The following is an 11,761-nucleotide window of genomic DNA, read 5'->3' on the forward strand; positions in this document are numbered from 1 at the left end:
AATCTAAAAGAGGCGATCGCTTTAGTGTCAGATTGTAAATTTTAGTTCACAGGCAAAATTCAATTCTACAGGACTTACGCACCTGCAACGTATTTCCGTCATTGCGACCGACATGGAAGCAATCTCAAACCCTACTTTTTCGTGCCTCGTGCGTAAGTCCTGTCTATTTAGATATAGGCAACAGAAATACTGCTTCATAAATTAGACTGTTATTCCAAGATTTAAGTCAATGCTCCCATTAGAACACTAGCTTCAGAAGTATATACAGTTTCAAAATTATCATCAGTAACTTGTCTTAAAGAGAATGTTACATCTGCTGCTCCAAAATTAGAGTTAATATCATAGGCAAAATATGCTTCAGATAAATCTAAAAATCCAGAGACAAAAGAAAACTCTTCGCTACTTGCAATTAATCCTAGAAAGTTGCCATCTCTAAATACAGCTTCTCCAAATAATAAATCAGCGTTGCTATAGTCAAAATTTAAAAAACTCAAGTCAAAGTTATCAAGTTTTATAAATTCTATGCCTTTGCCAGTTAATTTCGAGCCATTAAAACTGAAAGACCCGTAATAGTTATTCCCGGCAGCAGGTCCACGATGAGGAGATACCTCAAAATCGTATTTAATAGTATTTGTCTCATGACTTTCACTCATAATGGCACAACCAAGGCTTAGACTTGTGCTGGTAGTTCTGAGTTTGTGGTTTATATTAGTCATTGTTATTTTTCTTGAGGTAATTTTTTAATTTGTTCAGAGATTTTACAAAACAATGTTTCTCGGTTTGATATTATCAAAGCCGAAATTAATTTTAGTTGGCCGACATTTGTTTATACCTAGTCAATATTCATATTTTTATTCATATTTTTATGATAAACAATAAATTTTAATTTTGGATAAATTTTTTATTAAGATTTAGCTTGGAAAGATAAAGTTTTTGTCAAGATTTCAAGTAATATTTGTGCATTTTCTCTGCATATTTACTGAGAGATAATATTTTTTTGTGATGATACATTTTCTTTTTTAGTATAGCTAAATTAAAAATAATTGGTATGCAGAGCTATTCTCAGTGTGGTTGTGTAGAAAATTTATTGGGACTTTAGAATCAGAGAATAGTGGTCAGAGTTTCAGATTTTATTCTCTATTTTTTAATTTTTTACAAATTCTGCATTGATTACTATATTAAATGGTAGTATGGTAGTCAAAATCTACTAATTGATTTTGCTGATAATCAGTAGTTAAAAAATTAATATTTTATACTCTGCTTCAAGATGGAGAACAAATTTATTTAATTTACGTCATTTGTAGTAAATAGTCATCTAATATTCACTTTGTCTAGATTCTAGGATCATAAAATTATGATTTGGTCTCGTTTTAATTCTCTCAATAGTTATTTATTAGGTACTGCTACAGTAGCAGCAATTGTTATTAATATTTCGACAGCAGCAAATGCTAAAACGGCTCAAGAAGTGGCAGAAATTGCCATACCAATTACAGTGCAAATCAATAGTAACTTAGGTGATGGATCGGGTGTTATTATTGCTAAAAATGGTAATATTTATACTGTCCTTACTGTTAATCATGTAGTAGAAGATTCTACTATTAAATATAGTATTAGAACTAATCTAGAAAAAGACTATTCAGTAGTAGAGGTAGTGAGTTTACAGACAACTGATGAAGAACCCGATTTAGCTATACTTAAATTTGAAACTACAGAAACATATCCAGTGGCGACTTTAGGTAATTCTGAACAATCAGTTATTGGTTCCCAAATATATGTATTTGGTTATCCTGCTACTGGCGGTTTATTTAGCACTGAAAGGGCGCCAGAATTATCTCCAGGATTAATAACCAGTCGCCCTAAAAGTCGCCCCGAAGGTTATACTTTGCGTTATCAAGCTGTTACTTGGAGTGGCATGAGTGGTGGTCCTGTGTTTGATTCTGATGGTCGCGTTATTGGTATTCATGGACAAGGAGAATTTGGTTTTGCTCAAACTAATTCTGGAGATGTAGCGCCAATTAAAACAGGGTTTAATGCTGCGGTTCCTATTAACAGTTTTATCAGAAAATTATCTGATGCTGGTATTAATCCTTCAGACTTAATTTTGGATGATACTCCTACATTTAGTTCTCCTGTTTCAACAATTAATCCTCAGAGCGCTGAAGCTTTATATTTTAGAGGTATAAGTTATTTGGATCAAGGGGATGCTTGGGAGGCGATCGCTAATTTTAATCGTGCTTTAAAAAAGCAACCTAATAATACCCCAGAAATATATTTTAATATGGGTATCGCCCGGAGTTTGTTAGTTAATCCTCACGAAATAACACGAAATCCGAATCCAATCAAAGATTATACTAAAGCCATTGAACTGAATCCAGGCTATGCTGATGCCTATTATAATCGCGCTAATGCTTTTTATCAAAATAGTCTTATTTATCAAAAAATGGCAGATATAACCAGAGCAAATGAACAACTTCAAAAAGCAATAAAAGACTTAGAAAAAGCAGCAGAACTTTATCAACAAGGTGGTAGGATTCAATCTTATCAAGATACCTTAATTTTTATTCAAAAGTTAAGGAATTGAGAGTTAATCAGTAGGGAAATTATCTATATTTACTTAATCTTATCAAAGTTTAATTAGACTCTCAAACAAACATCTTTCGCTCTTCACTACGAAGTGATAGAAGACCTATTCCTAGTTGAGAATTGAGTTATTCTGTATTTTCTCGGTTTTATACTATGTCCGGATGATTAAGTGTAATACCAATTTTATAAAGTTGAATAAATGTCCCAAATTTCTGCTCCGATAGAGTGTTCGATTTTGAATTTATATCAACTCCGCTCGGGTTTGGTATAAAAAAATGTTCTATCACAGCGCTATTGCCATATCTCCCTCAATATTTCCCTCCTGGGAGCATGGCTAATTCTTTGTCGTCAGAGAATATTTACAACCCTATATTTTTTTGAGATCCTGTGCTTCCCACACTCCCGACACTCCCCACACTCCCCACACTTGCCACCCCCTCCTCCTTTTTTCTCTGGTGACAATAAAATAAATTGACCCTGCCTCCTGGGAGCATTAGGGGTGGGTCTCCACACTATGAATCTAATTACACTAATGCTACCGGATTTGATATTACTGCATAAGTTCTCTAATTTGACTTTGATGTTTGGATTTAAGAGATTTAATTGTTGCTTGAAGCTCAGTATCATGTTTTTGTTTTAATTCCTTGATTTTTTGCTGAAGCTGATTTTGATGTTGAGTAGTTATAGCTCCTATTGCTTCTAAGATCGATTCTTGATGAATTTCTTCTAGTTCTTTGATTTTAACTTGGAGCTTAGTTTTATGTTTTTCTTCTAAATATTTAATTGTTTCTCTAAGTTTTTGTCTGTGATACTTCTTCAGTCTTAAAATTTCTTGTTGATTTTTTTCTTCTAAATATCTGGTTATTTCTTTGATTTTTTGCTTATGATTCTCTGATAAATATTGAAAATTTTTGTGATATCTTACCTGCAAAAAATCATTAAGTTTTTGTTTTTTAAGTCGATGTTTTTGTTCTAAATCTACTATCTGCTGACAATATTTATCTGTCAATTCTCTGATTTTTTCTTGTGATTTTGCTTCAGCAGATTCTAAATTATGTATATGTTCTGCTTGTCTTAATTTAATTTGCTCTTGCAGTTCTTTGTTTTGTTTATTTAATTGTTTTTCGGAGTTGACTTTTTCTCTCAATTTTTTATCATATTTTACTTCTAAAGCTTTAATTTCTTCTTGTTTTTTTTGTTGATAATCTACTTCTAACTTTTGAATTTCATTTTGATGTTTTACATGGGCAAGAGCAATATTTTCTTGTATTTCTTCTAAGCTATGTTTGAGTTGTTGTTCAAGTTCTTCTTTTTGTTTAATTTTCTCTTGATAATCTATATTTAAGAATTTAATTTCTTCTTGTTGTGCTTGCTCAAGATCATAGATTTGTTCATGGGTTTCTCGTAATTGTTTTTCATAGCTTTTCACTTGTTTTTTTAACCGGTTTTCAAATAACCAGTAAGCACAACTTATCCCTAGCATTACACTGACCACTGTAACTACTATAAATGATGCTATAATCATAATTTTAACTACCACTTAGTTTCTCTTATGAGTACCCATAAATGACACTCCTAGAAACTGAATTTATGTTGAGTTTTATAGTACCATAAACTATAGATATTTTATATATCATCAATACAAAATAAAATGACAATGGAAAACCAGTCAACATCTCTCACTCCTACTCGTGCTCATGTTTTTATTTCCGGAAAAGTTCAGGGAGTCGGATATCGATTCTCGACATTAGAAACAGCAGTTAATATAAATGTCAGTGGTTGGGTGAAAAATCTACCTGATGGAAAAGTAGAAGCTGTTTTTGAAGGTAGTAATCACGCTGTGGAAAAAATTATTAACTGGTGTTATAGAGGCCCTAAATCAGCTATTGTCAATGATGTAACTATCAAATATGAGCAACCCGAAGGACTTCAAAGTTTTGAAATTCACCGTTAAGCTAGGGAAGGAGAAAGAAGAAAAAAATGGAAATAACGATAGATATATAGCAGAAGGAAAAAGGAAGAAGGAAGAAGGAGAAATTTGGCACTGAAACAGTGAGAAAGTATATTGAAAACTAGACCGGAAAGTAACTACGGGTTAAAACCCCCGTGTCGTTATTCAACCAGGGATTAAAACACCCTGGCTAACTTCTGAGCGCCTGTTTTTCTGTTTAGTTACGCGATCGCACAAACTTATCCAACCTTGCCATCCCTTTTTCTATAGTTGCTAAGTCAGTAGCGTAAGATATCCTAATATGGTCATCTGCACCGAAAGCAATACCAGGAATAACAGCAACATTTTGCTCCACTAATAAAGCATTACAAAATTCTAGGGAACTGCTAGAAATTTTACTAATATTGACAAACATATAGAAAGCTCCTTCAGGTTTACTACAAGTAACTCCTGGTATAGCATTCAATAAATCATAAATTACCTCCCGACGTTTAGCAAAAGCTTGACGCATTTTTTCCACACAGTCTTGAGATGACTCCAATGCAGCGATCGCTCCATACTGAGCAAAAGTACAAACATTCGAGGTACTATGACTTTGAATTTTGGCTGTAGCGTTAATCAATTCCACAGGTGCGGCCAAATATCCTATGCGCCAACCCGTCATAGAATATGCTTTAGCAAATCCACTACTAATAATAGTATTGTTCAAAACATCTGAGCTGACTGCCCCAATACTGAGATGTTGAATATCATCATAAATAATCTTCTCATAAATTTCATCAGAAACTACTAAGATATCTTTTTCTACTATTACTTCTGCCAATGCCTTAACTTCTGCTGGACTATAAACCATCCCAGTTGGATTAGAAGGAGAATTAAGAACGAATAATTTTGTTTTGCTAGTAATAGTTTGGCGTAGTTGCTCTGCTGTAACTTTATAATTCGTCTGGGCATCAGTAGGCAAAATTACTGGCTCTCCACCCATCAGTTTGACCATTTCTGGATAACTTAACCAGTAGGGTGCAGGAATAATTACCTCATCTCCAGGTTCAATCAGTGCCATCATCAGATTAAACAGAGAATGTTTCCCCCCATTAGTGACAATGATATTTTCTGCTTTGTAGTTTAGGCCATTTTCCCTAGATAACTTTTGGGCGATCGCTTCTCTGAGTTTGGGTTCTCCCACCGCTGGGCCATATTTAGTCTTACCAGCATCCAGGGCTTTTTGGGCTGCTGCTTTGATATGCTCTGGAGTGTCAAAGTCAGGTTCCCCGGCACTAAAACTACATACATCTATTCCCTCAGCTTGCATTTCTTTAGCTTTAGCTGAGATAACTAAGGTTAAGGAAGGTGGTACTTTGCCGACTCTTGCTGCCAGTTTCATTTTTTACTTTTTTTGAGCTAGTTAATCTTTCATTTTATATTGGACAGGTGATTAGGTTCAACCTAAACTATTAGAAATCTCCTCCAAAATAGGGAGTAGGGAGTAGGGGGAAATAATTGATAATTTCTGTACGATAGTTTATTTGATTTTTTATTATTGGAGATGTCTAATTATTAATTATTAATTATTAATTATTAATTGTTTACTACTCCCTTCTTCAAGGTATGACAAATTGAATCACACCCCACTGACCATTTGTTAACCACAAAGGATCTTCTTCATTTAATATTTCGATTTGATCGGGTTCTAAGCTAGTTGCTACTTCTGACTTTAAGGTACGCAAAGCTACAAATGGTGTAGGAAAATAATAAGCAATATCTGACAAAGGGGTAGTAAATAACCAGTGGCGATCGCCCAATATACGACGATAGTTAGCATCACCCTTAATCAAAATCAGACTTGCCTTAGCTAATTCCTCTCTCACAGACTCTGGCATTTCCCAAAAAGCTAGTGGCGCATTCCAAAAAAAGTCATCTCGGCAAATTAAACGACCGATACTAATATATTCTTGTAAGCGAGTTGCCAACATTTGTAAATTTTCTGAGACATCGTTAGCTAAGATTTCCAGAGTGTAAAAGACATCTTGACTCATAGCATCAGAGACAAAAGTTGGATGTGCTTTCAAATGCAAGTAAACAATATTGGCAGTTTGAGTAGATAAAAGGAAATCTATCAGAAAAAAATCGCAAACTAACTCAAAACCTGCATTATCTATAATTAAATCTATCCGTTGCCCCTGAATATGACTTAAATAGTCGATTAAATTGTAGGTATCATCTACTAATATGTGAGATTGTTGTTGTTGAAGGTCTCTAGTAGTCCGGTCTTCTGTTTCAACTGGCCATAAACTCAAATCAGCTTGATTACCCCACAAAGCAGTTTGTAACAGAGCTGTGAGACAAATTTGATAACTCTGTTGTTTTGGTAGAGCAGTATTTAAACCATTGATGCGATCGCCTATTTCACGGATAGCAGCCATTGATTTTTCTAAACTTAAGCGTTTTTGATAACCAAAAGGGTCTATTCCTTGCCAAATTCCAGGTACAAAATAATCTGTTGCCTCCAACAAACGTCGGAAAAAATAAGCTTCAGCAAAATAAAACGGTAAATCAAACCAACTTCTGCCTTCAAAAGACTCTAAGTAGGATGTCCAAGCGGCTACATCTGGTCCTGAGTCATCGATCAGGGGTCGTACCCATCCTTCAAATAAATCTACAGCTAGGGACTCTAACTGTTGTACAATAGTTGGGGGAAAATTATTGTCTTTGATAACTCGTTCGATGACACCCGGTAGTCTACAGACCATTGTGTAATTAGCAAAGGTATTTTCTTCTGAAGGCATCACAGGTAAAGGCAATAATAAGTCACTGGTTTCAAATTCAGTCATGTATTTTTGAAAGAGGGGAATAGGGGGAAAGAATTGATATAGCAGATTCGCTCGCACAAGAAGTACAGAGATTAACAATTAAATATTCCTAGTGCGGGCATCTTGCCCGCGACGGGTGTACTTCATTAAAGTGGAATCTGCTGTAATTTCTGTGCAATAATTGATTTTATTTTTTATTATGGCAGATATCTACAGGACTTACGCAAATTGACCTTTAAACCACCATCTGTAGGGGCGAATGCCATTCGCCCTCTCCATAAGTAGAGTCTGTGTGTAAGTCCTTATCTATCAAAAAAGGAGCGAGATGACTCCCGGTATAATCTCCGATTTACCGGGGTATGAATCGCGACCAAACAAACAATAAGCATTCCATTGAGACAGAATTATGATACAATGAAAATATTTTATATGATTAAATCACTGGGATTTTACATAAAATTTCCATGTCAGAAATTACTATTAATTTACCAGAAGAAATTTTTTCTGCCCGTCGTTTAGCTCCTGAAGAATTTGTTCGGGATATGCGTTTAGCAGCAGCTATATATTGGTATCAAAAAGGGGACATTTATCAAGAAAAAGCGGCTCAAGTTGCCGGGTTAAACCGTCGAGATTTTCTCGCTAGTTTGGCAAGGGAAAAAATAGATGTGTTTAATGTTGATTTTAAAGACTTACAACGGGAGTTAGACCATGGCTGAAATTCCCGCAATACTTCGCCCTTGATTTTTTTGACTCAGGCAAATTTGCTCAACTTCCTACAAATACTGAGTCCGAAAATTATTGTTCCTCAAGCAGTAGCTACAGAAATTAAAGCCTACGGCAACACAGATGTAACTGCCCAAATGTTAGCTTAAACAGATTGGTTGGTTGTGACTCAAACTCCTACTATTCCTGCTGTGATTAAAAGTTGGGATTTAGGAGGAGGAGAACCAGAGGTTTTGAGTTGGGGATACCATCATCCCAATACAGAAGTGATTATTGATGATTTAGCTGCTAGTCGTTGTGCCCAGGCGTTAGGAATTCTAGTTAGAGGTACTTTGGGTTTAGTTTTAACTGCCAAACAACGAGGAGTAATTTCAGAAGCACGTCCAGTTTTAGAACAGTTACGGTTGTCTGGAATGTATCTATCGGAGAAATTAATGAATCAAGTCTTGATGTCAGTGGGAGAGTAATTTTCATAAAATGGCGATCGCAATTTATGGAAGTAATTTGTATGCGCTTGGCTGAAACTTTTACTATAATTGAATTTGAGCTGCTAAACAATTTAGGTAAATTTCACAGTCCATAAACTTCACAAGTGCAGTGTCTACGAATTAATCAAGGTTTAATACCAATTTGAAAAAAGAATGTTACGAATAGTCATATCAAATCCGGTAGCATCGGTGTTATTCAGTCTTTAAAGATAAGAGTCTATACTGTAGGGGCGAATGGCCATTTGCGTTCCGCAAAGCTGCCGAATCGCGCCCTTACCGATTGTATGACTATCAACAGAATTATATTACTCCGAAGCCAACGGATTTGATATCAGAAGAATAAAAATACTTTACAGGATATTCCATTTGACAAAAAAGATGATTTATGACCTGAAAATGGGATTTAATTCATTCCCATACGACTCCTGACTCCTGACTCCCCCTCCCAGGAGGGGAGGGGTTAGGGGTGGGTTGACTCCTAAGAAATATCCTAGCTATTCGTAGCAAACATTTATCAATTTGGTATAAAGGATTCTTAAAGCAGCTCAAGTGGTCTTAGCGCAAGCTTTTGTGGCGAAACTACTGATCGCCCAAATCACAGTATTGGTATCTAAGGTAATTCGCATCAACTTAAGTTAACCTTAGTTTCTCCTGCTTATAGGATTTAATTTCTGCTTGAATTTCACCCTCAGAAATCGGAGCAATTTCATTAAATTGAGCGAGGCGATCGCAGATGGCAAACAAACGTCAATCAGGCTCACGATTAACTCCTTTCTGCGTCTTAATCATATTCTCAGCAGCCGACTTTTTCACTCGTTTGAAAATAATAGTATCTTCATCTTGTCACAAGACAAATTCATCCCCTGGTTGTAACTGAGACCGAATTTATGACGATAACTCTAACCGCCCATTTTTTGTTGCTTGAATCACGGTTTTTGATCTCATTTTTTTTACTCCTAATTTTCCTAATTTCTTGGGAAAATCAGCCTAACTTTTTACCATATCGATCCAGCGATCCATTAATTCCTGATATTTAGAACCACGGATCTATCTATAAGGGTAGGCAGCGATCGCACTAACCACTAACAGCATTACCCCCCCGCTCCTCCTCTAATAATTCCTCTAGCTTTGCTCTCACTTTGTTCGACCAATCAGGTAAGTTTTTCACACTAACCAGCATCTCCTCATCAACCTTTACTGTTAGATTTTTGTTTTTAGGTTTACCGGGGACTGCGGGCTTGTAGCTCCAGTTAACTATGTCAGGATTGCCCCCTGGTCTACCTGCTGGTTTATATTTTCTTTTGCTATTGGACATATTTTGGCCTCTTGTAGTTTTTCCTTATTATATCAGGTAGTTTAGGTAAAATTTTTATAAAAATATATTTACATTTTACAAGTAGTCTTATTATCATAATATAGAGGGTAATCAAACTACCCACAAAAAGAAAAGGGACATCACCCAAGGCTATGAACCATGTAATGTCCCTTTTGTGAAAACCAATAGCCATAGGAGGCCAAAATGATTTTCTTTATAAATCCAATTTCAATTATATTACAAAATTTCAGCCAAGACAAGGCTTTATTACGAGCCTACTTGGGCCTAACAAAATCAATGGCCACTAAACCAAGTACTAATTCAGTAAACGAAACACGATTTTACTATAACCGCTTATTAGGCTACTTAATCCACCACCTAGAAAAAACGATCGCTGAGATTGAGGCTGCCGATACCTACATAGAACAGCAAGAGCAACACAAAAGCAATTCAGAGACTACCTACACCCCACAGGAGGCACAAGCATATGACAGTTTATTTGGTGAACAGCCTCCACAAGATACACCAGAATCTGATAAAATCGAATCACTATACTCTAATGAGACAGAAATAACTAAGGTAAATGCAGCCTCTAATAAAATCTCAGAAAAAAATCGGCAGCAATCCATAGAAAAAAATTCTCCAGCTCAAACCGAAACTTTAGAAGCTGATGAAGTGGAAGGGAGTGAAACTAGGAGTAGTTTGCAACAACCTGAACCTACTCTCACTGAACTGAAGCAGCAGCTATTATCTAAGAAAAATAAATCACAACTAGAGCAATTCAAGTCAGAGATAGGAGCTCAGAAGGCTCTTGAGATTTGGGACAGCTGCACAATTCCTGAGCGCAACCTGATCAAATGTATTAACGCTACCACTAAAAAAGGAGCCTTACCTTTTGATTTAGTTTGTTGGGTTAACCCTAAAGGAAGACGAGAGATAGGTCGCTATGTTGGGTTTTACCGTGGAGGTAAACAGTGTAAAGAGAACGAACGAGTGATTTATCTACCAAAGCATGACACATTCAAAGTCGTGGACAAGCGATCGCTCAAAGGAGTAGGTGCAAAGTCTCAAAAACCTTGCCCTCCTGACCTGGCGACTAAGTTAGAAGCTGCATTAGAAGCACAACCAGAACCAGAGTAACCAACAGTTCAGGAAATAGCCAATAATGACTTCACAGGGTTAGCATCTGCCTCAAAGTTCCAAAATGCTTCAGAGATTGGAAGCAAGCCAGAGTCGCAACCATCAGAGTCAAACGTAGAAGTACAAACAGAACTAGACCTCAAAACCGAACCAGCGCTAGGAAAAAAAATCTGAAGCCATCGCTAGACCACTGTTATAACTGATTGCGGGCGATCGCCAGTAATGAAACTAATTTGTACGCGCTTGACTGAAACTATTACTATAATTGAATTTGAGGTGCTAAAATTCATGTGAATTTCACAATCCATAAACTTCAGAAGTGCAGTGTCTACGAATTAATAAGGGCAATCTAGAAATGAAAGCCTTATATAGAATCCGGTTATACAGTATATGTATAGAACCCATTTAGTATCTTTGTGCACGGTACGGGTTTTTGGCTGCGGCGGGTGCAGAACTCAGAACCCAGAAGCTAGAGAAACAGGTGGAGGGGGAAAAGGTAGAAATTTGCCTCCTTCCCTCTCCCCATCTCCCCATCTCCCGATCTCCCGATCTCCCCATCTCCCGATCTCCCCATCTCCCCATCTCCCCAAATAAGTCTTCAACCGGATTATATATTACAGGGTACACAACCTGAAATGGTTAAATCGAAACGGGAAGCCGACTTCCCTATAGGATTTTCACCCTCTACTCTTGAGTAGAGGAAATTTTCTGACGGCGACTAACCGTTAAACCAGCAACTACTACACCTAAA

General features: G+C 36.4%; 12 protein-coding genes. 6 read left to right on the forward strand and 6 right to left on the reverse strand.

Going from position 1 to position 11,761, the window contains the following annotated elements:
• Nucleotides 1-221: 221 nt before the first annotated feature.
• On the reverse strand, nt 222-716 hold the full coding sequence (locus F6K23_RS00070) for a hypothetical protein (RefSeq protein WP_293149336.1): 495 nt from the start codon (nt 714-716) through the stop codon (nt 222-224).
• A 638-nt stretch (nt 717-1,354) separates the two neighbouring features.
• Here F6K23_RS00070 and F6K23_RS00075 point away from each other — a divergent pair.
• Entirely contained in the window at nt 1,355-2,581 is a 1,227-nt protein-coding gene (locus F6K23_RS00075; protein WP_293149338.1) for a tetratricopeptide repeat-containing serine protease family protein, read from the forward strand.
• A gap of 552 nt (nt 2,582-3,133) precedes the next feature.
• Here the strand turns inward: F6K23_RS00075 and F6K23_RS00080 are convergent.
• On the reverse strand, nt 3,134-4,123 hold the full coding sequence (locus tag F6K23_RS00080) for a hypothetical protein (RefSeq protein WP_293149340.1): 990 nt from the start codon (nt 4,121-4,123) through the stop codon (nt 3,134-3,136).
• 117 nt (nt 4,124-4,240) lie between these two features.
• On the opposite strand from F6K23_RS00080, the gene F6K23_RS00085 reads away from it, so the two are divergent.
• Nucleotides 4,241-4,537 carry an acylphosphatase gene (locus tag F6K23_RS00085; protein ID WP_293149778.1) on the forward strand — a complete coding sequence of 99 codons (297 nt, stop codon included), beginning with the start codon at nt 4,241-4,243 and terminating at the stop codon, nt 4,535-4,537.
• Nucleotides 4,538-4,751: 214 nt separating this feature from the next.
• On the opposite strand, the gene F6K23_RS00090 is transcribed toward F6K23_RS00085, so the two are convergent.
• Together F6K23_RS00090 and F6K23_RS00095 are read right to left on the reverse strand one after the other, a co-directional pair.
• Entirely contained in the window at nt 4,752-5,918 is a 1,167-nt protein-coding gene (locus F6K23_RS00090; RefSeq protein ID WP_293149342.1) for a pyridoxal phosphate-dependent aminotransferase, read from the reverse strand.
• A 217-nt stretch (nt 5,919-6,135) separates the two neighbouring features.
• Complete coding sequence (locus tag F6K23_RS00095; RefSeq protein ID WP_293149344.1) at nt 6,136-7,365, reverse strand: damage-control phosphatase ARMT1 family protein; 1,230 nt, start codon at nt 7,363-7,365, stop codon at nt 6,136-6,138.
• Nucleotides 7,366-7,808: 443 nt separating this feature from the next.
• Here F6K23_RS00095 and F6K23_RS00100 point away from each other — a divergent pair, with 443 nt between their 5' ends.
• The 3 genes from F6K23_RS00100 to F6K23_RS00110 are packed head-to-tail and all read left to right on the forward strand — an operon-like array spanning nt 7,809 to nt 8,534.
• The gene (locus tag F6K23_RS00100) at nt 7,809-8,060 is read left to right on the forward strand and encodes a UPF0175 family protein (protein WP_293149346.1); all 252 of its coding nucleotides are present in this window, start codon (nt 7,809-7,811) and stop codon (nt 8,058-8,060) included.
• A 21-nt stretch (nt 8,061-8,081) separates the two neighbouring features.
• Nucleotides 8,082-8,216 carry a hypothetical protein gene (locus F6K23_RS00105; RefSeq protein ID WP_293149348.1) on the forward strand — a complete coding sequence of 45 codons (135 nt, stop codon included), beginning with the start codon at nt 8,082-8,084 and terminating at the stop codon, nt 8,214-8,216.
• 15 nt (nt 8,217-8,231) lie between these two features.
• Nucleotides 8,232-8,534 carry a DUF3368 domain-containing protein gene (locus tag F6K23_RS00110; protein WP_293149350.1) on the forward strand — a complete coding sequence of 101 codons (303 nt, stop codon included), beginning with the start codon at nt 8,232-8,234 and terminating at the stop codon, nt 8,532-8,534.
• Nucleotides 8,535-9,630: 1,096 nt separating this feature from the next.
• Here the strand turns inward: F6K23_RS00110 and F6K23_RS00115 are convergent.
• Nucleotides 9,631-9,870, reverse strand: coding sequence for a hypothetical protein (locus tag F6K23_RS00115; RefSeq protein ID WP_293149352.1), 240 nt, complete (start codon nt 9,868-9,870; stop codon nt 9,631-9,633).
• Between the two features lie 297 nt (nt 9,871-10,167).
• Here F6K23_RS00115 and F6K23_RS00120 point away from each other — a divergent pair, with 297 nt between their 5' ends.
• On the forward strand, nt 10,168-11,010 hold the full coding sequence (locus F6K23_RS00120; RefSeq protein WP_293149353.1) for a hypothetical protein: 843 nt from the start codon (nt 10,168-10,170) through the stop codon (nt 11,008-11,010).
• Between the two features lie 455 nt (nt 11,011-11,465).
• Here the strand turns inward: F6K23_RS00120 and F6K23_RS00125 are convergent, their stop codons facing one another.
• Nucleotides 11,466-11,600 carry a hypothetical protein gene (locus tag F6K23_RS00125; RefSeq protein WP_293149354.1) on the reverse strand — a complete coding sequence of 45 codons (135 nt, stop codon included), beginning with the start codon at nt 11,598-11,600 and terminating at the stop codon, nt 11,466-11,468.
• Nucleotides 11,601-11,761 lie beyond the last annotated feature (161 nt).

The sequence above is a fragment of the Okeania sp. SIO2C9 genome (genome assembly GCF_010672455.1).
Taxonomy (GTDB): domain Bacteria; phylum Cyanobacteriota; class Cyanobacteriia; order Cyanobacteriales; family Microcoleaceae; genus Okeania.

What these genes read in the sequence shown, in the direction of transcription:
- F6K23_RS00095 (WP_293149344.1), bottom strand. Translation starts at nt 7,365, where the DNA reads ATGACTGAATTTGAAACCAGTGACTTATTATTGCCTTTACCTGTGATG.
- F6K23_RS00100 (WP_293149346.1), top strand. Translation starts at nt 7,809, where the DNA reads ATGTCAGAAATTACTATTAATTTACCAGAAGAAATTTTTTCTGCCCGT.
- F6K23_RS00075 (WP_293149338.1), top strand. Translation starts at nt 1,355, where the DNA reads ATGATTTGGTCTCGTTTTAATTCTCTCAATAGTTATTTATTAGGTACT.
- F6K23_RS00070 (WP_293149336.1), bottom strand. Translation starts at nt 716, where the DNA reads ATGACTAATATAAACCACAAACTCAGAACTACCAGCACAAGTCTAAGC.
- F6K23_RS00090 (WP_293149342.1), bottom strand. Translation starts at nt 5,918, where the DNA reads ATGAAACTGGCAGCAAGAGTCGGCAAAGTACCACCTTCCTTAACCTTA.
- F6K23_RS00120 (WP_293149353.1), top strand. Translation starts at nt 10,168, where the DNA reads ATGGCCACTAAACCAAGTACTAATTCAGTAAACGAAACACGATTTTAC.
- F6K23_RS00115 (WP_293149352.1), bottom strand. Translation starts at nt 9,870, where the DNA reads ATGTCCAATAGCAAAAGAAAATATAAACCAGCAGGTAGACCAGGGGGC.
- F6K23_RS00085 (WP_293149778.1), top strand. Translation starts at nt 4,241, where the DNA reads ATGGAAAACCAGTCAACATCTCTCACTCCTACTCGTGCTCATGTTTTT.